Below are 18,282 nucleotides of genomic sequence, written 5' to 3'. Positions count from 1 at the left end.
GCAGGGACATTGGTCCTCAGCCCCGGTGACCAACGCAGGCAGCGCCGCGCCCGTGCGCGCTCGTAACGTCCCCGGCAGGGTCGCCGGTAGCCGAGTGGAGGTCCGACATGCGGGCACAGGCAGGAGACTGGTTGCTGGTCAAGGGCACCATCGTGGGCAGCCCCGACGAGCTCGGCCAGATTCTGGAGGTACGGGGACGAGACGGCGAGCCGCCGTTCCTCGTCAGGTGGCTGCGCGACGACCACAAGGGCCTCGTGTTCCCCGGCCCCGACGCCGTCGTGCTGACCGCGCGGGAGAAGTCGGCCGCCGACGAGCGTCAGCGCCGCCAGTTCGAGCGGGCCCAGGAGGAGATCCGGGCCCATGCCGCGCACATCCCGGCGAGTTGAGGAGTACGCCATGCACGCTCGCGACATCATGAGCAGGCCGGTCGTGACGGTGTCCCCGGACACGAGCATCCTGGACGCGATCGCCCTGTTGCTGCGGCACGGTTTCGCCGCGCTTCCCGTCGTCGACGAGGACGACCGGGTCATCGGCATCTTCACGGAGGCCGATGCCCTGCGCGGCGAGGCGTCGGCACAGGGCCGGGCGGATCTGACCGTCGCCTCCTCGATGACCAGACCGGTCGAGGTGGTCACCGCGGACACCGACCTGGTCCGCATCGGACGCAAGATGCTCGCCGACAGCCTGCGTTGCGTTCCCGTGGTGCACGAAGGTGTCCTGATCGGCGTGGTCAGCAGGCGCGACCTGCTGCGCCCGCTCGTACGGCAGGACGACGCGATCGCCGCGCAGCTGCGCGGTGTCCTGGCCGACTACGACGGGCACCGCAACCGGTGGTCGGTCGAGGTGGTCGGGGGCATCGCGACGATCAGGGGAGACTTCGCGGACGCGGCGGAGCGGCAGATGCTGGACGCGCTCGCCAAGAGCGTCCCCGGCGTTGTCCGCACCCAGCTGGCTCCTCGGCACGCGGAGGTGTGACATGCGTGGACGCACGGTCGGTGACGTCATGACACGCCCCGTCGTCACCATCTCCGGGAAGACCTCGTTCAAGGACATCGTCGCGGTGCTCGCCGAGCACGGCATCGGCTCGGTTCCGGTCGTGGACGCCCAGGACCGGCCCATCGGCGTGGTGTCGGAGGCCGACCTCCTGGCCAAGGAGGACCGCAGAGGTGCGCCGGAACCGCCGTCGCTGTTCACCGAGCTGCGCCGCTGGCGGCGGTGGAACCGTGCCCGCGGCAGGCTCGCGGAGGATGTGATGACCCGGCACGTGGTCACCATCGGCCGGGACGACACACTGGGCTCGGCGGCCCGCCGCCTGGCCGAGGGCAACCTGCGCAGGCTCTACGTCGTCGACGGGACCGGCAAGCTTGTCGGGGTCGTCGCGCGCAGGGACGTGCTCAGCGTCTTCCTCCAGCCCGACGAGGAGCTCGGCAAGCTCGTGCGGCGTGAGGTGCTGCATCGTGCGATGTGGCTCGACCCGGGCACGGTGACGGTCCACGTCAAGGATGGCGTGGTCTCCCTGTCCGGGACCCTGGAACGGCGCAGCGAAGTCGACATCGCGGGCAACCTGACCGCGGCGATCCCCGGCGTCGTGGACGTCCGCAATGACCTGCGGGCGAAGGTCGACGACACGGCCGCGACCGGGAAGTCCTTCTGAACCGCGCTCCTTCGCCACGACGGTCAGCCGCGCGCGGCGGGCGCCCGCATCCGGTGCAGGGCACGCAGCCGCGCCGCGGCCTCCTCCGGCGCCGTGGTGACCACGGGCACTCCCGTGGCCAGCTCCAGCCCCGCAGGGGTGCTGAGCCGGGGCACCACGCCGAGCGACCAGCACAGGTGGGCGGCGTCCTCGCGGCCCACGGGTGCGGTGTCCACGACGAGGTTGTAGGCCGGGTCCGCGAGCGCCTCGCGCAGTGCGGCGAGCGCCGCGCGCAGCGCCTCCGCGACGTGGACGAGCTCGTCGCCGGGTACGTCCGCGAAGTCGGCGCGCGGGCTCGCGGGCACGATCCTGAGTTCGAAGCCGGACGTGGGTGCGAACGGGATGAACGTCGTGGTGTGCTGGTCGGCGTGCACGACGCGGGTGCCGGACCGCAGGGCGTGTGCCGCGACGTCGATCGCGAGCGGCGTGCCGTGCCGGACGTAGTGGTCCCGCTGCCGCGTGATCGCCAGCCGGGTCGCCGGCGCCAGCACCGGCAGCGTGACCAGCTGGGAATGCGGGTGGCTCAGCGAAGCGCCCGCCGCGGCTCCGTGGTTGCGGTACACCACCACCTGCGCCGCACCGGGGCGCAGCGCGCGGTGCCGGTGCTGCCAGGCCGACAACAGGTCGGCGGCCTCGTCGGTGGTGGCCGTGGCGAGGTCCCAGTCGTGGCGGGGGGACTCGATGACCACCTCGTGCCCGTCCGCGATGGGGTAGCGGTTGCGCACGGCGCGTACGCGCCACGTGCCGTCGGCCGCGGCCAGCCGCCACGTCTCGGGTGGCGTGTCCTCGCCGGGGCCGGGGCAGAACGGGCACGCGGCTCCAGGGGTGCCGTGGGGACGGCCGGCTCTGCCGGGCGCCAGTGCGGCCAGCGCGCCGGTGAGCGGGTCCTGGCGGAACTCCGCCGTCACGCTGGTGCCCCGGCGAGGTCGCGGAGGAAGACGTCCCGGCAACGCCGCGAGCAGAAGCGGTGCCGCCTGCCGTCCTCGTGCAGGGTCAGCTCGGGATCACCGGCCGTCGTGGTCATGCCGCACACCGGGTCGCGGAACGGCGTTCGCGCCATCAGGGCACCGGGCGGATCTCCGTGGGCGAGCCCGTCGAGGAGCGTCAGCTCGTCGAGCAGCAGCCGGGGTAGCAGGAAGTGGCGCCGCACCCGTTCGCGGCCGGCCGCGCCCAGCCCGGCGGCGAGGCCGGGATCCGAGAGCAGGGTGAGCAGGGCGTCGGCGCAGGCGGGCACCGAGTCGACGAGCAGGCCGCCGCTGTCGTCGGCGACCTGGAGCGGGATGCCACCCGCCCGGCCCGCCACGACGGGAGTGCCCTTCCACATCGCCTCGGAGACCACCAGGCCGAAACCCTCCCTGATGGACTTCTGCACCATGACCGCCGACATGCGCTGGAAGGCGTTGACCTCGATGTTGCCGACGCCGGTCAGGTTGGTGAACACGTGGATGGCGGGGTCGGCCCGCGACTCCTCGCTGATGGTGGCGTACACGGCCCACGCCTCGGGGTCGTCGAGCGCCATCGACCCGACGAGCGCCAGTTGCAGGCTGGGGATCTTCTCCCGGACGATCCGGTAGGCCTCGATCACGCCCAGCGGGTCCTTCCAGGAGTCGAAGCGCGACACCTGGGTGATGAGCGGTTCGCCGGGTTCGATGCCGATCCAGTTCAGCACGGCGTGCGCGGTGCGGTCGTCCAGCGACATGTTCTTGGGGCTCAGCGGATCGATGGCGGGCGGGATGATGTCGACCCGGGCGGGGGAGAGGTCCGGTGGCACGAAGCCGCTCATGGTGAACACGGTCGCGTCGTAGTGGCCGACGAAGCCGCTGAGGTAGCTCCAGGTGTCCGGATCCGGTTCCGAGGTGTCGATGTGGCAGCGCCACACCCACGACGCCTTCATACCGTCCAGAGAGGACCTGACGGCGATGGGCTGCGGGTCGTGCACGATGACGAAGTCGTAGTCGCCGAATCCGTCGTCGGCCAGCAGCTCGTCCGCGTTGCGTCTCGACGTCTCCTCGTACAGCAGGCGGTCGGCGGGGGAGATCGGCTGGCTGCCGCCCTGCAGTCCGTTGTGGATCTTCTTGGTGACGGCGAAGAACGGCTCGGTGCCGCTGATGATCTTCCACGTCGCGGCCACGCCGAGGTCGTTGTAGAGCGGCACGGCCGAGCGCAGCAGCTCGGAGACACCGCCGCCGTACGGCGTCGCGCTCAGGTGGAGCACGCGCGCACCCTCGAGCCCGCGCGCGATGTCGAACAACGGGTCCATGATCTGCGCGGGCACCTGCGACCGGTACGACGACACCGACATCCGGCCGACATCCACGGTCTGCAGCACAGTTCCACCCCACCCGTCCTCAGATGCGTCTCCCTATTGCAGGACGGAGACCGGTGCGGGCGACAGTGCCGATCGGCCCTCGGGCACCGGGCACAACGCCATCTCCGGACCCGCCCGGCGCCGGGGTGGCGAAGGTCCCCGCGAAACAGGCCCGACGGCACTGGAGCCCGGTGCGGCCCCGCGGGACGCTGCGGGCAGCCGGAAACGCCGGCGATTCGGCACGGTAGGAGGTGCGTCATGAAGATCGTGCGGTTGTGGCTGGGCCTGGTACTTCTCGCGGTGGGCCTGTTCGCGATCCTGGACGCCGCGGGCGTGCTGGAGGCGAGCTCGACGATCGGGCGCTGGTGGCCGGTGGCGGTGATCGGGGTAGGCCTTTCCGCGATGTGGGCCCAGCGCAGGATCACGTTCGCACCCGTGGTCATCACGGTGGTGGGCGTCGCATTGCTCGCGGGCGAGCAACAGTGGACGGACGAGGACCTGTTCTGGCCCGCGCTGCTGTTCGTGCTGGGCGCGGCACTGCTCATCGGGGCACTGCGGCCGCGCGGTGCCGGTCCGGGGGAGTCGATCGTGCTGTTCGGCGGCGCCAAGACGGTCGACCGGTCCAAACACCTCCACCACGCGGACGTGTCCGCGATCTTCGGTGGCGCGACGCTGGATCTGCGGCAGGCCCACATCGACGGGGCCGCCACCGCCACCGTCGACGCACTGGCCTTCTGCGGCGGTGTGGACGTGCTGGTGCCCAAGGACTGGCGGGTGGAGCTCGGCGGACTGCCGGTGCTGGGCGGGTTCGACGACAAGACCGATGGAGACGGAGTGCTGCCGGCGGACGCGCCGTTGCTCAAGATCAACGCCACCGCCGTGCTCGGCGGTGTCGACGTGGCCAACGAGCCGAAGTAGCGGCCTCGGCAGGCATCGATGTCCACGGCCTTGCTTGTCGAGGGACTGCGCAAATGCTACGGCGCGGTCGTCGCCGTCGACGACGTCGGTTTCGACGTGGCCGAGGGCGAGATCTTCGGCCTCATCGGGCCCAACGGCTCCGGCAAGACAACCACGGCCGAATGCGCCCAGGCGCTGCGCCGTCCTGACTCCGGCCGGGTGAGGGTGTTCGGGGTGGATCCACATGAGCAGCGGGGCGCCGTGCGCAGGCTCATCGGATCCCAGTTGCAGGAATCGACCCTGCCTGACCGGATCACCGTCGGCGAGGCCGTGCACCTGTTCGCGTCGTTGGCGCCCGATCCCGTCGACGAGCCCGGCCTCATCGCGGAATGGGGACTGTCGGCCAAACGCGGCGCCGCGTTCTCCAGCCTCTCGGGCGGGCAACGGCAGCGATTGTTCGTGGCGCTCGCGCTGGTGTCGCGTCCCCGGCTGGTGTTCCTCGACGAGATGACCACGGGTCTGGACCCGGCGGCGCGGCGGGAGGCGTGGCGGCTCATCGAACGAGTCCGCGCCGACGGCGCCACGATCGTGCTCGTCACCCATTTCATGGACGAGGTCGAACGGCTCTGCGACCGGGTCGCCGTGCTCGTCAACGGGCGGATCGTGGAGGTGGACACGCCCGCGGGCCTGATCGAGCGCAGGGGCGGCGGCAGTGTCGTGCGGTTGTCCGCGCCGGCCGCCCTCGACACCGGCGGGCTGCGGGCGCTGCCCGGCGTCGCCGACGTCACGTGCCACGACGGTGTCATCGAGGTGCGCGGCAGCGCTCGCTCGGTGACAGCGCTGGGGCACTGGCTCGTGGTCCGAGGGTACGGCGACACCGGGCTCCGGGTCAGCCAGGGAAGCCTGGAGGACGCGTACCTCTCGCTCGTCGCCGCCGCGAGGGAGGAGTCCTGATGCGCGTGGCAGGCACCCTGTCCTGGATCGAGCTGAAGCTGCTGCTCCGCGAGCCCGTGACGGTGGTGTTCACGCTCGCGCTGCCGGTGCTCCTGCTTTACGTGCTCGCGCAGGTCTTCGGCAACACCCCCGACCCGGAGGGCGAGTTCTACGGTGGCGCCGGGCCGCTCGACTACTACACCCCCGCCTACATGGGCCTGGTGATCGCGTCGCTCGGCCTGATCGGCCTGCCCGTGCACATCGCCTCGTACCGGGAGCGCGGGGTGCTGCGGCGGTTCCAGGCGGCCAGGATGCCGGTCGCCGCGATCATCACCGCGCAGCTGGCGACGGCGTTCGCGGTGACGATCGCGGGCAGCGTGCTGCTGGTTCTGCTCGCCCGCCTCACCTACGGTGTCCACTGGCCCGTGTCGTGGCCGGGTGTGGTGGCCGGTGTGTTCGCGGGCACGCTCACCTTCTCGGCGGTCGGCCTGTTCCTCGGGGCGGTGTTGCCCACGGCCAGGGCCGCGCAGGGCATCGGCGTGCTCCTGTGGTTCTTGATGATGATGGTCTCCGGCGGCGGGCCGCCCCCGGAGGCGCTCAGTGGCGTACTGAACCGGATCGGGACGGCGCTGCCGCTGCAGCACGTCGTCGTCGCGATCCAGGATCCGTGGCTCGGCCGCGGGGTGAACTGGCCGCAGCTGCTGGTGCTGCTGGGGATTCTCGCCGGCTGCGCCGCGTTGTCCGGGCTCGCGCTACGCCCGCGACACTGAGCCCGCGTGCTCGCTCTCCGTGAGGTACCGCAGGAACCAGTCGCGGGCGAGCCGCGCGGCCTCCTCGAGCGTGCCCGGCTCCCGGAACAGGTGCGTGGCTCCCGGCACGACGGCCAGCTCACTGTGGCAGCGCAGGAGCTTGCGGGCCCGGCGGTTCAGTTCGAGCACGGTGTTGTCGCGACTGCCGACGACGAGCAACGTCGGCGCGCGCACGGCGGGCAACAGCGCAGCCGCCAGGTCGGGCCTGCCGCCGCGGGAGACCACCGCGCCGACACCGACACCGTCGTCGGCCGCAGCCGCTCCCAGAGCCGCCGCCGCACCCGTGCTGGCGCCGAAGTAACCCAGCCCAGGTGTCGCGCAGCCGGGCTGGGCGCGCAGCCATGCGGCAGCCTCGGCCAGCCGCGCGGCGAGCAGGCCCACGTCGAAGACCAGTCCTCGATCGGTTTCCTCGCGTTCGGTCAGCAGGTCGAACAACAGGGTCCCGAGCCCGGCGTCGTTGAGCCTCCGCGCGACGACCCGGTTGCGGGGACTGTGCCTGCCGCTGCCGCTGCCGTGGGCGAACACCACGAGCCCCGACGTCCGCTCGGGGACGACGAGACGGCCGGAGAGGCGCCGCCCGCCGATCGGGACCGTCACCTCCTCGTCCCGCAGCGGCGGGTCGGCCGGGGCCGCAAGATCAGGAGCGGGATCGGCGGCGGACGCGAGGCGGAGGAGGTCGAGCACCTCGTCGTCGCCGGTCTGCCCGAAATCCCGGTACCACTGCCCGACGGCCCGGAAGTCCCGTGGTGTCTCGAGGCACAGCACCGTGTCGGCCGCCTCCCGCAGCCGCGCCAGCGCACCGGCCGAGGCCACGGGCACGGCGAGGACGACGTGCCGGGCGCCGTGCGCCCTGGCGACCTGGCACGCCGCACTGGCCGTCGACCCGGTGGCCACGCCGTCGTCGACGACGACCGCGATGCGTCCCTCGAGCCGCACCCTCGGCCGCACGGTCCGCAGCCGGCTCGCACTGACGGCCAACTCGGCGCGTTCCGCCGCCGCGATGTGTTCCGCCTCGTCGGGCGTGACCCCGCAGAGATGCATCGTGTCCGAGTCCAGCACCTCCACGCCGTCCTCACCCACGGCGCCCATCGCCAGCTCCGGCTGGAACGGGACCCCGAGTTTGCGGACCATGATCACGTCCAGCGGTGCGGCGAGCGCGCGGGCCACCTCGAACGCGACGGGGACGCCGCCGCGCGGCAGGCCGAGCACCACGATGTCCTCGCCGCGCAGCGGCATTAACCGGTCGGCGAGCCGCCGTCCGGCATCCGCGCGATCGCGGAAGAGCATGACCCCATCGTGCGTGTGTGTGGTCCCGGCCGCCAGGGGCGTTCGTCCCTCGGCACCGAGGCCAACAGGGGCCCATTGGGCCCTGCCGTGACGGCCGCGTCCGGAGTAGCAAGGCAGGTGACGGCGTTCACCGGCGCCCGAACCCGGCGATCTGTGAGGTCACCCGATGCGCGAGGTATACCACGAGGAGCTGTCGTCCTTCCGCGCAAGGTTGGTGGAGCTTACCCAGTCGGCGCACGACGCGCTGGTGCGCGCCACGCGTGCCGTGCTCGACACCGACCGAGAACTGGCGGAGCTGGTCATCGCGGACGACCAGACCCTGGCCGCCGAGCACCACGAGCTCGATCAGCGCGCGATCGGCCTGCTCGCCCGCCAGCAGCCGGTGGCGCGCGACCTCAGGCTGATCGTCGCGGGGCTGCGAATGAGTGCCGATCTGGCTCGCATGGGTACGCTCGCCCGCCATGTTGCCGAGCTGGCAGCGCAGCGGTATCCGAGTGAGGTCGTGCCCGGCTCGTTGCGGCCCACCATCACCGCGATGGGGGCGGTGGCGGGCAGGCTGGCCGGTGGGGCAAGGGACGCGATGCTGAGCTGGGCCCCGGATGCCGCGGCCGAGCTCGACCGGGACGACGACGAGCTGGACCACCTGCAGGCGTTGCTCTACCGCCAGCTGCTCAGCGGCGCCGAGGGCGTGGACATCGCGACCGCGATGGACGTGACCCTGCTGGGCCGCTACTACGAGCGGTACGCCGACCACGCGGTCTCGCTGGCCAAGCGGGTCTCCTACGTCGCCGGCGCGCGCGTCCGGTCCTCCGGGACCGGGCGGCTGGGGGTCGAGCCATGAGGGACCTGCTGACCGCCGCCGACCTGAGCCCTCAGGACGCGCAACGGCTGCTGAACCTCGCGGAGTTGTACGTCCACGACCCGGGCCGCACCCCGTACGCGGTGGAGAACCAGCTGGTGGTGCTGTGGTTCGGCACACCGTCGACGCACACGCGCGTGTCCCTCGACGCGGCCGTGGTGCAGCTCGGCGGCGTGCCGACGACGATCACCGGTTGTGCCGAACCCGTCGAGGACACGGCCGGTGCGCTGTCCGCGTATGGGTCGGTGATCGTGACCCACGGCCTACCCGGCGAGGACCTGTCGCGGCTCGCGGCGGCCGCGACCGTGCCGGTGCTCGACGCCCTGCCGCTGCGGAGCCTCGCCGACGTCCTCACCCTGCGGCAGCTGTTCGACGACCTCGGCGGCAGGCACCTCGCCTATGTCGGTCCCGGTGACGGCGTCGCCGTGAGTCTCGCGCAGGCCGCCGCGCTCGCGGGAGTGGACGTCGTCCTCGCCACACCGGAGGAGTGCCCACCCGCCGCCGCCGGCGTGGCGGCCGCGGGGGAGATCGCCACCGCGACGGGCAGCAGCGTGCTGCTCACGCGGTACCCGCGGGCGGCGGTCGCCGAGGCGAGCGCGGTGTACGCCGGGAGATGGCCTGCCACGGGCGACCCCGCGCCCTCCGTGCCTCCACCGTTCCGGGTGGACGGTCCGCTGCTGTCGCTCGCTAGGCCCGAGGCCGTCGTGCTGCATGAGCTGCCCCCGAATCGAGACCGCGAGGGGGCGGACGAGCTCGTGCATGGCCCCCGGTCGCGGGTGTTCCAGCAGGCGGCGAACCGCAGGCCGCTCAACCAGGCGGCGTTGTACACGGTGCTCCAGGGGAAGGGCGAGTCTCCAGGTGTCCGATGAGGACGGTCAAGGGCCGCCGTCCCCGTCCGGCGCGAGGAACGCGAGCACGTCGGCGGCGACCTCGTGGACGTGCGTGCTCAGATGCCCCTTGCCCGGATACAGGGTCAGCTCCGCTTTGGGAATGAGCGCCGCGGTACGCGTGAACAACTCCTCGCCGTAGAAGGAGTCCCGCGCACCGCCGGCGACCAGCGTGGGCGCGGCGATGTCGCCGAGCCGGGACTCGAGGTCGAACTGGTCCTCGGCGCCGATCGTCGCCAGCACGTCGGGGTCACCGTCGCCGAGGACTCCCTTGCCGGCGAGCCAGCCGCACGCGCCCAGCGTGCCGCGGCTCAGCGGGCCGGTGCCCAGCATCCTCATCACCGTCGCCGCTGCCCTGCGCGGCCTGCCCGCGCGCAGCCAGGCAGCGGCCTGGCGCTGAGCCTCCCGGCCCGCATCGCCGAGCCGGTACGCGGCGGAGACGACCACGAGCTTGCGCACCGTATCCGGGTGGTCGGCGGCGAGCTGCAACGCGATACTGCCGCCGGTCGAGACCCCGACCACGTCGACCGGGCCGGTGAACCGGAGGTGGTGCACGGCCCCGGCGTAGTCGGCGGCGAGGCCAGCCATCGTCACGTGCTGGGCGAGACCCGGCCTGCGGTTGACCCACCACACCTGGCGGCCCTCCGCCAACGGGCGCAGCTGCCGCAGCTGGAACCGCGCCTCCGAACCACTCGGCTGCCGGTGATGTGGTGTGATGCCGGGCAGGAACACCAATGGCCGTCCGCTGCCGAGGCGCAGGAACGGCATGTCGGAGTGCAGGGTGCCGTGGGCGATCTCGGGCTCGGGCATCGCGCCTCAGTTCCCGGTCGTCAGGAAACCCACGCAGGAGTCGAGCGTCTCGAGCCGGGGGTAGTCGTCCTCGTCGATCTCCTTGCCGGTGGCGTCGGCCAGCCTGCGCACGAAGGCGAGGAAGTCCATGGAGTCCAGTTCCAGCGCCTGCCGCAGGTTCTCGTCCGGGCGCACGTCGTCGAGTTCGGCGTCGGGCACGATGCCCAGCAACGCGGTGCGGACGGCGTCGCGAGCGCGGTCCGGGGTGAACGGTTCGGCGGTCATCGTAGTTCCTCCGGTCGTTGCAGCAGTCGGTCGAGTGTGCCGAGGAAGCGGGCGCCCGTGGCGCCGTCGTTGGCGCGGTGGTCGGCGGCCAAGGTGGCGGTGACGAGCGGCCGGACGCCGAGCAGGTCACCGACCGCCCAGGGGCGCTTGCTGATCGCGCCGAAGCCCACGAGTGCGACCTGGGGCGGGTAGATGACCCCCTGCACCGACTCGACGCCCAGGTCGCCGAGGTTGGTCACGGTGAGCGTCGCGGGCTCCAGCTCCGAGGACCGCAGCCTTCCGCTCCGTGCCCTCGTCACGACGCCGGTCAACGTGCGCATCAGCTCGTCGAGCGCGCTCGCGCCGGGATCTTCGAGGCTGGGCACCAGAAGACCGCCTCCGCGCAGCGACACCGCCACGCCGAGCCGCACGGTCCCGGAGGGGTGGAAGCACCCCTCGATCCAGTGCCCGTTGAGCGCGGGAACCTCCGCCGCGGCGACCGCGGTCGCCTTGAGCAGCAGCGCGGCGGGGACAACCCGGCGGTGCACGCTGACGCCGCGGTTGTGCTCGCGCAGCCACTCCAGCGCGGTGTGCAGGTCGATGGTGGTGGAGAGGTAGTAGTGCGGAATCTCCTTCGTGGACCGCGACATCAGCGACGCGATGGCCTCGCGCATCCCGCCGCCCCGGTCCCGCTCGGGCTGTTCAGGGACCGGGCCGCGGGCGGTGGCCGGGACGTCCCGCGCGTGGACCACTGGACCCGGCAGCGTGGCCGGGTCGACATGCCGCTCGCGGGCGAGGCGCCGGGCGTAGGGTGAGACCTTGACCGCGGGCGGCGGCTCCGGCTCGCCGTGCGGCGGGGGTAGCGCCCGTGCGACGTCGGCGCGGGTGATCGCGCCACCCCGGCCCGTGCCGTGCACGGAGGCGAGGTCGACCCCGGCCTGCTTCGCGTAGGTGCGTACCGGAGGCGAAGCCAGGACCTTCGGCGGGCGCGGAAGTTCCGGCACCGGGGCGGGCTCCGCCACCGGCTCGGGCGCCGGGCCCGCCCGCAGCCGGCCGTCGCCGATCACCGCGAGCGGCGTGCCCACCGGAACCGTCTCACCGACGGGAACGATCAGCCGTTCGATGGTCCCCGAGTCGAAGCACTCCACCTCCACCGCGGCCTTGCTGGTGTCGACCACCGCGACCACGTCACCTTTGTGCACCACGTCGCCCGGGGCCACGAGCCATTCCAGGACAGTGCCCTCGTCCATGTCGGCCCCGAGCGAGGGCATCCGGAACTCGACCACCTCAGCTCACCGCCCGGCGCACGGCGGCCACCACGTCGTCCGCGCGTGGCAGGGCGGCGTCCTCGAGCTGTTTCGCGTAGGGGATGGGCACCTCCTCGGTGCAGACCCGCTCGACCGGTGCGTCGAGGTCGTACAGCGCGAACTCGGCGGCACGGGCGGAGATCTCGGCGGAGAGGCTGCCGGTGCGCCAGCCCTCGTCGACCACGACGAGCCGGTGCGTGCGGCGCACCGAGGCGAGCACGGTCTCGACATCCAGCGGGCGCAGGGTGCGCAGGTCGATGACCTCCGCGTCGATCCCGTCCGCGGCGAGCCGGCCCGCGGCCTCCAGCGCGGTGCGCACCGTTCCCCCGTAGGCGACCAGCGTGGCGTCGCGGCCCGGTCGCCTGATGGCGGCGGTGTCGATGTCCACTGGCCCGGCGTCGGGTTCCAGTTCGCCGGAGACGTTGTACAGGGCGCCGTGCTCGAACAGCAGCACCGGATCGGGGTCCAGCAGCGCCGTCCACAGCATCCCTCTCGCGTCGGCGAGCGTGGCCGGCGCGACGACCCGGAGCCCGGGGATGTGCGCGTACCAGCCCTCCAGGCTGTGCGAGTGCTGCGCCGCGAGCTGCCTGCCCGCGCCGGTGGTCATCCGGATGACGAGCGGCACGCCCAGCTGGCCCCCGGACATGTGCCGCAGGGTCGCGGCGTTGTTCATGATTTGGTCGAGTGCGAGCAGGCTGAAGTTGACCGTCATGATCTCGACGATCGGGCGCATGCCGCCGAGCGCGGCGCCGATGCCGGCCCCGACGAACGCCGATTCGGACATCGGGGTGTCGAGGACGCGCTCGGGGCCGAACTCCTCCAGCAGGCCGAGGCTCACACCGAAGCAGCCGCCGTAGGCGCCGACGTCCTCGCCCATGAGGAAGACCCGCTCGTCCTTGGCGAGCGCTTCGCGCAGCGCCTCGCGCAGCGCTTGCCGGTAGGTGGTGGTCATGGTCGCCGCTCCGCGTAGACGAACCGGGTGAGGCCCTCGACTGGTTCGGGCGCACCGGCCTCGGCCGCGGCGATCGCCGCCGCGAGCTCTTCCTCCACCTCGGACTCGATGGCCGCCAGCGCCGCGTCGTCGAGCTCGCCGTCGTTCCGCATCGACTCGGTGAGCCGCGGAATGGGGTCACGTTGTCGCCATTCCTCCACTTCGGACTTGGCGCGATAGCGTTCCGCGTCGTACATCGAGTGGGCCCGGAATCGGTAGGTGCGCAGCTCCAGAAAACAGGGGCCTGCGCCGCCGCGGATCGACTCGACCGCGCGCTCGGTGGCCTCCGTGACCGCGACCGGGTCCATGCCGTCGACCGGCCACGCGGGCATCCCGTACGAGCTGGCGCGCAGCGCCAGGTCGGTCTGCGCCTGCGCGCGACGCAGCGCCGTGCCCATCGCGTAGAAGTTGTTCTCGCAGCAAAACAGGACGGGTAGCCGCCACAGCGCGGCCAGGTTGAGACACTCGTGGAACTCACCCTCGGCAACGGCCCCGTCCCCGAACAGACACGCGGTGACCAGCGCCTTGCCCTGCATCGCGTCCGCGAGTGCGAGGCCCACGGCGAGCGGCAGCCCGCCGCCGACGATGGCGTTGCCGCCGTAGAACCGCCTGCCCGCGTCGAACAGGTGCATCGAGCCGCCTCGGCCGCGGCTGCAGCCGTTGGTGCGCCCGTACATCTCGGCGAGTACCGCCTCCATCGGGATGCCGAGGGCGAGCGCGTGACCGTGCTCGCGGTAGGTCGACACCACGGCGTCGCCGGGGCCCAGCGCGGGGAGCACGCCTGCGGCGACCGCCTCCTCGCCAATGTAGAGGTGCATGAAGCCGCGGATCTTCGAGTCGCTGTAGAGCTCGACGCAGCGTTCCTCGAATCGGCGGATGCGGATCATCTGACGCAGCAGCCGCTCGCGTTCCTTGACGTTCATCGCGTGGCCTCCAAAGTGGACAGATCTCCCTCGGGGAGGCCCAGCTCGCGTGCCTTGAGCAGCCTGCGCATGACCTTTCCGCTGCGCGTGTGCGGCAGGTCGGGATCGAACTCGATCTCCTTGGGAGCGACGGCGCCGAGTGCCCTCCTGCCGAACGCGAGCAGTTCCAGCCGCAGCTCTTCGGTGGCCGCGTGGCCGGGCCGCAGCGACACGAACGCCTTCACTAGTTCGCCCGCGACCGGGTCGGGCTTGCCGATCACCCCGGCCTCGGCGACCGCGGGGTGAGCCAGCAGCACGCTCTCGACCTCGAACGGGCCCACGAGGTGCCCGGCGGACTTGATCATGTCGTCGGCCCTGCCGACGAACCAGTAGTAGCCGTCGGCGTCCCGCCGCGCGACGTCGCCGCTGAGGTACCAGCCGTCGGCGAACGCACTGGCGTAGCGCTCGGGGTCGTTCCAGTAGGCCCGGAACATCGATGGCCAGCCGGGACGGATGGCCAGCTCGCCCTCCTCGCCGGCCGCGGTCACGGGATGTACCCGCCCACCTGTGACGAGTGCGCGGCCCTCCGCACCGCGGCGGAGCAGGCACACCTCGACGCCGGGCACCGGCCGGCCCATGGAGCCCGGCCTGATCTCCTCGGCGGCGAAGTTGCCGATCATGATGGCGCCGGTCTCGGTCTGCCACCAGTTGTCGTGCACCGGCAGGCCGAGGGTTGCCTGTCCCCACACCACCGCTTCGGGGTTGAGCGGCTCGCCGACGCTCGCGATGAAGCGCAGTGCCGAAAGGTCGTAGCCCTCGGCGAGACCGTCGCCGTGCCGCATGAGCATCCGCAGCGCCGTCGGGGCGGTGTACCAGACGGTGACGCCCTGCCGGTCCAGCACGCGGTACCAGCGGTGTGCCTCGAAGTCACCCTCGTCGCTGACGAGCGTGGCACCGTGCGTGAGCGGAGCGACGATCCCGTAGGACGTGCCGGTGACCCAGCCGGGATCGGCGGTGCACCAGAAGACGTCGTCGGCCCGCAGATCCAGCGCGTACGCGGCCGTGACATGGTGCGCGAGCACGGCCTCGTGGACGTGCAGCGCGCCTTTGGGTGTGCCGGTCGTGCCGCTGGTGAAGTGCAGCAGCGCCGCGTCGTCCGGCGCCGTGGACACCAGCGAGGGGGCGGGGGAGCTCGCGGTCAGCATCGGTTCCAGGGCGGGAGCGTCGCCCTCTCCCGTGGCGCCACTGAGCAGGACGTGCCGCAACGTCGGCACCTGGTGGCGGATGTCCCGCACCTTGCGCCGGTACAGCGCGGGCGAGGTGACCAGCAGGCTCGCGCCGCCGAGGACGAGGCGCTGGCGCACGGGCTCGGGGCCGAACGCGGAGAACAGGGGCGAGACGACGCATCCGGCCTTGAGCGCGCCGAGCACCACGACGTAGAGGTCCGGAACACGTCCCAGCAGTGTGTAGACCCGGTCGCCCCGGTGGATCCCGAGCTCACGCAACAACGCCGCGAACCGGTTCGTACGCTCGGCCAGCTCGGCGTAGGTGAGCTCGGTGACGGTGTCCGTGCGGTCGACCCAGCGCAGTGCCACGTGGTCGGCACGTGCTCCCTCGGCGTGCCGGTCGACCGCCTCGTGGGCGATATTGAGCCCGCCGTCCGGCAGCCCGGACAGGGCCGCGCGCGCGGCGGTCCAGTCGAACGCCCGGCAGGTGGCGGTGTAGTCCCGCAGGTTGGCGGCGGCACGGATGGAGGCCGGCTTGCCGATCGGTTGCCACTGCATGGTCAGCACGATCCAGCGGAGACGGGGCAGGGCGACAGGGCTGGAGGTACTGCGGGCGGGGGCACAAAGTCACCAGGTGGAGGCCCTTGGCCCCTGTCGTTCCCGTTGACCGCACCCAGACCCTGAAGCGCATGAACCGTCAGGTCAAGGCAGGCACGTTGTGGGCGGGCGGCGCGGCGAGCGCCTGTGTCGCCGCACTGGTCGCCGTCGTCGGCATTCTCGTCGCCCGCAGCCTGGTCGGGGTCGCGGTGCTCGCGCCGGAGGGTGAGGGTGCCTGGGGTGGGGCCGACACGGTGACCTACGCGCTGGGCTCCGCGGCGGTCGCGGTGCTCGCCACCGCGCTGCTGCACGTGCTGCTGCTGACCACCCCGCGGGCGCGGCTGTTTTTCGGCTGGATCGGAGCGCTGGTGACCGCGATCGGCATCGTCGTGCCGCTGAGCCTGTCGGTCGACCTCGGAGCCAGGCTCGCCACCGCCCTGATCAACCTCGCCATCGGGTTCTCGATCGTCGTGACGCTTTTGGGGGTCGCCAGGGTCGTGGCGCTGTCGGGCGAGGCCAGGCCGCACGACACCTGGCCCGGGCAGCCCTACTCGTTGTGAACCGCGACCGCGGTGACGTCCGGTGGCGTCGTCGCGGGCTCGCCCTCGGCGCGCAGGACGTTGAGCACCGTCTCGCCGTCCACGGTCTCGTGTTCCCTCAGTTCCGCAGCGAGCCGCTCCAGCGCGGGCCGGTGCCGGGACAGGAGCCCGATGGCACGGTCCTCGGCGTCGCGCAGCAGGCGGGCCACCTCCTCGTCCACCTTCCGCTGGGTCTGCTCGGAGTACGGGCGGACGGCCGGCTCCCCGGAGCCGGAGAGGAAGGCGGGCTCCCCGGACTCGTAGCCCACCGGGCCTAGCACGGGGGAGAGCCCGAACTGGGTGACCATGCGCGCGGCGAGCTGGGTGGCGCCGGTGAGGTCGTTGACGGCACCGGTGGAGCCCTGGCCGAACACCACGAGCTCGGCGGCGCGGCCCCCGAGGCGCACGGTGAGCTGGTCGGTCAGGTAGCCCTCGCTGTAGAGGTGCCGCTCGGCCTCCGGCAGCTGCTCGGTCGCGCCCAGCGCCATGCCCGCGGGCAGGATCGTCACCTTGTCCACCGGGTCGGCGTGCTCGCAGAGCGCGGCCAGCAGTGCGTGCCCGGACTCGTGGATCGCCACCGAGTGCCGCTCCTCCGGCAGCAGCGCGTTGGACGTCTCGCGCCTGCCGAGCAGCACGCGGTCGCGGGCGGCGCCGAGGTCGGACCGGCCGATGATCGTGCGGTCGGCCCGCACGGCGTTGATGGCCGCCTCGTTGACGATGTTGGCGAGGTCTGCCCCGGAGAACCCCGGGGTGGCGCGGGCGAGCCGCAGCAGGTCCACGTCGGGAGCGAGGCGCTTGCCGCGCGCGTGCACGGCCAGGATCGCGGCCCGCTCTGCCTGGTTCGGCAGCGGCACGGTGACTTGCCGGTCGAAGCGTCCCGGCCGCAGCAGCGCCCGGTCGAGCGCCTCCGGCCGGTTGGTGGCAGCGAGCACCACCACGCCGCTGCTCTGGTCGAAGCCGTCCATCTCGGCGAGTAGCTGGTTGAGCGTCTGCTCGCGTTCCTCGTGCCCGCCGGCGAGGCCCACACCCCGTCTGCTGCCCACGGCGTCGAGCTCGTCGATGAAGATGATCGCGGGTGCCCGCCGCCGGGCCTCCTCGAAGAGGTCCCGGACGCGGGAGGCCCCGACGCCGACGAACATCTCCACGAACGCGGATCCGGTGATCGCGAGGAACGGCACGGCCGCCTCGCCCGCCACCGCCCGGCCCAGCAGCGTTTTGCCGGTACCCGGTGGGCCCACCATGATCACCCCGCGCGGCCCCTTCGCGCCGGCCGCGGCGTACTTGCCCGGATCGCGCAGGAAGTCAACGACCTCGCCGATCTCCTGCTTCACGCCCTCGTAGCCCGCCACGTCGGCGAAGCGGGTCTTCGGCCGCTCGGCGTCGATGACCTTGGCCTTGGACCGGCCGAAGCCCCCGAGCCCACCGCCGGAGAAGGCACGCTGGGTCTGCCGTCCCGTCCAGGCGAAGAACGCCACCAGCAGCGCCAGGGGCAGCAGGCCGAGCAGCAGGCCGCCCCACGCCGTACCCGCCTTCTCACCGTTCACCTCCACGTCGGCCGCCTGGAGCCTGGGGGCCAGCCGGGTGTCCTCCAGCGCGGTGGGTAACTGGCTGCTGAAGTGGGAGCCGTCCCGCAGCGTGCCGTTCATGGCGCCGTCGCTGTCGATCGTCACGGACGCGACCTGTCGTCTGTCCACCTTGGAGAGCAACTCGGTATAGGACAGCGGGGAGACGGGGTTCGACCACAGGTTCGGCACGAACAGCAGTGCGAGCGTGAGGAGCAGGGCCAGCGGGATCAGCCACCGGCGCCAGGCGGGCGGCGCTGGTGGTGGCTGCTTCGGGGCGGGATCCGGTGGCGGACCCGGCTTCGCGGTGCGCGACATGGCTTCTCCTCAGGCTCGGCCCACCGGATCAGCGTCGCCGCTGTGCCCGAGATCGTCATGAGGCCGAAGGTCCTC

The 18,282-nt window shown here is 72.3% G+C and carries 19 protein-coding genes; 9 read left to right on the top strand and 10 right to left on the bottom strand.

What is annotated here, in order from left to right; all coding sequences use genetic code 11:
* Positions 1 to 107: 107 nt before the first annotated feature.
* The 3 genes from BA062_RS14335 to BA062_RS14325 are packed head-to-tail and all read left to right on the top strand — an operon-like array spanning position 108 to position 1,654.
* Positions 108 to 386 carry a DUF1918 domain-containing protein gene (locus BA062_RS14335; RefSeq protein WP_110336531.1) on the top strand — a complete coding sequence of 93 codons (279 nt, stop codon included), beginning with the start codon at positions 108 to 110 and terminating at the stop codon, positions 384 to 386.
* 10 nt (positions 387 to 396) lie between these two features.
* On the top strand, positions 397 to 975 hold the full coding sequence (locus BA062_RS14330; RefSeq protein ID WP_110336530.1) for a CBS domain-containing protein: 579 nt from the start codon (positions 397 to 399) through the stop codon (positions 973 to 975).
* 28 nt (positions 976 to 1,003) lie between these two features.
* The gene (locus tag BA062_RS14325; protein ID WP_245959818.1) at positions 1,004 to 1,654 is read left to right on the top strand and encodes a CBS domain-containing protein; all 651 of its coding nucleotides are present in this window, start codon (positions 1,004 to 1,006) and stop codon (positions 1,652 to 1,654) included.
* Positions 1,655 to 1,677: 23 nt separating this feature from the next.
* Here BA062_RS14325 and BA062_RS14320 read toward each other — a convergent pair whose 3' ends face one another.
* Positions 1,678 to 2,601, bottom strand: coding sequence for a galactose-1-phosphate uridylyltransferase (locus tag BA062_RS14320; RefSeq protein WP_110336528.1), 924 nt, complete (start codon positions 2,599 to 2,601; stop codon positions 1,678 to 1,680).
* The gene (locus BA062_RS14315; RefSeq protein WP_110336527.1) at positions 2,598 to 4,022 is read right to left on the bottom strand and encodes a glycosyltransferase; all 1,425 of its coding nucleotides are present in this window, start codon (positions 4,020 to 4,022) and stop codon (positions 2,598 to 2,600) included. The genes BA062_RS14320 and BA062_RS14315 overlap by 4 nt, the downstream gene beginning before the upstream one ends.
* A gap of 237 nt (positions 4,023 to 4,259) precedes the next feature.
* Between BA062_RS14315 and BA062_RS14310 the strand changes: the two genes are divergently transcribed.
* Genes BA062_RS14310 through BA062_RS14300 form a run of 3 tightly spaced genes read left to right on the top strand, consistent with a single transcriptional unit; the run spans position 4,260 to position 6,601 of the window.
* Positions 4,260 to 4,919: a LiaF transmembrane domain-containing protein gene (locus BA062_RS14310; RefSeq protein ID WP_110336526.1), complete on the top strand. Its 660-nt coding sequence runs from the start codon at positions 4,260 to 4,262 to the stop codon at positions 4,917 to 4,919.
* Between the two features lie 18 nt (positions 4,920 to 4,937).
* Entirely contained in the window at positions 4,938 to 5,852 is a 915-nt protein-coding gene (locus tag BA062_RS14305) for an ABC transporter ATP-binding protein (RefSeq protein WP_110336525.1), read from the top strand.
* On the top strand, positions 5,852 to 6,601 hold the full coding sequence (locus BA062_RS14300) for an ABC transporter permease (RefSeq protein WP_110336524.1): 750 nt from the start codon (positions 5,852 to 5,854) through the stop codon (positions 6,599 to 6,601). The genes BA062_RS14305 and BA062_RS14300 overlap by 1 nt, the downstream gene beginning before the upstream one ends.
* Here the strand turns inward: BA062_RS14300 and BA062_RS14295 are convergent.
* Entirely contained in the window at positions 6,584 to 7,927 is a 1,344-nt protein-coding gene (locus BA062_RS14295) for a phosphoribosyltransferase (RefSeq protein ID WP_110336523.1), read from the bottom strand. The two genes, BA062_RS14300 and BA062_RS14295, sit on opposite strands and share 18 nt — an antisense overlap.
* A gap of 166 nt (positions 7,928 to 8,093) precedes the next feature.
* On the opposite strand from BA062_RS14295, the gene phoU reads away from it, so the two are divergent.
* Both phoU and BA062_RS14285 read left to right on the top strand, forming a co-directional pair.
* Positions 8,094 to 8,768 carry a phosphate signaling complex protein PhoU gene (gene phoU, locus BA062_RS14290; RefSeq protein WP_110336522.1) on the top strand — a complete coding sequence of 225 codons (675 nt, stop codon included), beginning with the start codon at positions 8,094 to 8,096 and terminating at the stop codon, positions 8,766 to 8,768.
* Positions 8,765 to 9,655 (top strand): ornithine carbamoyltransferase, encoded by an 891-nt coding sequence (locus BA062_RS14285; protein ID WP_110336521.1) that lies wholly within the window; start codon positions 8,765 to 8,767, stop codon positions 9,653 to 9,655. Before phoU ends, BA062_RS14285 begins: the two co-directional genes overlap by 4 nt.
* Positions 9,656 to 9,661: 6 nt before the next feature.
* On the opposite strand, the gene BA062_RS14280 is transcribed toward BA062_RS14285, so the two are convergent.
* From BA062_RS14280 to acsA, 6 genes are read right to left on the bottom strand one after another with little or no spacing between them, the layout of a single operon-like run.
* Positions 9,662 to 10,483, bottom strand: coding sequence for an alpha/beta fold hydrolase (locus tag BA062_RS14280; RefSeq protein WP_110336520.1), 822 nt, complete (start codon positions 10,481 to 10,483; stop codon positions 9,662 to 9,664).
* A 6-nt stretch (positions 10,484 to 10,489) separates the two neighbouring features.
* Positions 10,490 to 10,747 carry an acyl carrier protein gene (locus BA062_RS14275; protein ID WP_110336519.1) on the bottom strand — a complete coding sequence of 86 codons (258 nt, stop codon included), beginning with the start codon at positions 10,745 to 10,747 and terminating at the stop codon, positions 10,490 to 10,492.
* Positions 10,744 to 12,012: a dihydrolipoamide acetyltransferase family protein gene (locus BA062_RS14270; RefSeq protein WP_110336518.1), complete on the bottom strand. Its 1,269-nt coding sequence runs from the start codon at positions 12,010 to 12,012 to the stop codon at positions 10,744 to 10,746. The genes BA062_RS14275 and BA062_RS14270 overlap by 4 nt, the downstream gene beginning before the upstream one ends.
* Before the next feature lies 1 nt (position 12,013).
* A complete protein-coding gene (locus tag BA062_RS14265) occupies positions 12,014 to 12,985 on the bottom strand; it encodes an alpha-ketoacid dehydrogenase subunit beta (protein ID WP_110336517.1) in 972 nt (323 codons plus the stop codon).
* Positions 12,982 to 13,947 carry a pyruvate dehydrogenase (acetyl-transferring) E1 component subunit alpha gene (gene pdhA, locus BA062_RS14260; RefSeq protein WP_210406845.1) on the bottom strand — a complete coding sequence of 322 codons (966 nt, stop codon included), beginning with the start codon at positions 13,945 to 13,947 and terminating at the stop codon, positions 12,982 to 12,984. Before pdhA ends, BA062_RS14265 begins: the two co-directional genes overlap by 4 nt.
* Positions 13,944 to 15,710, bottom strand: coding sequence for an acetate--CoA ligase (gene acsA, locus BA062_RS14255; protein WP_110336516.1), 1,767 nt, complete (start codon positions 15,708 to 15,710; stop codon positions 13,944 to 13,946). Before acsA ends, pdhA begins: the two co-directional genes overlap by 4 nt.
* Before the next feature lie 131 nt (positions 15,711 to 15,841).
* On the opposite strand from acsA, the gene BA062_RS14250 reads away from it, so the two are divergent.
* The gene (locus BA062_RS14250; RefSeq protein ID WP_245959817.1) at positions 15,842 to 16,309 is read left to right on the top strand and encodes a DUF6069 family protein; all 468 of its coding nucleotides are present in this window, start codon (positions 15,842 to 15,844) and stop codon (positions 16,307 to 16,309) included.
* Here the strand turns inward: BA062_RS14250 and ftsH are convergent.
* A complete protein-coding gene (ftsH, locus tag BA062_RS14245) occupies positions 16,297 to 18,207 on the bottom strand; it encodes an ATP-dependent zinc metalloprotease FtsH (RefSeq protein WP_110336515.1) in 1,911 nt (636 codons plus the stop codon). The genes BA062_RS14250 and ftsH overlap by 13 nt on opposite strands.
* Between the last annotated feature and the right edge of the window lie 75 nt (positions 18,208 to 18,282).

The sequence above is a fragment of the Prauserella flavalba genome (genome assembly GCF_003202235.1).
Lineage (GTDB): Bacteria > Actinomycetota > Actinomycetes > Mycobacteriales > Pseudonocardiaceae > Prauserella_A > Prauserella_A flavalba.
Note: the sequence above shows the minus strand (reverse complement) of the source record. Positions and strands in the feature narration are given on the sequence as shown.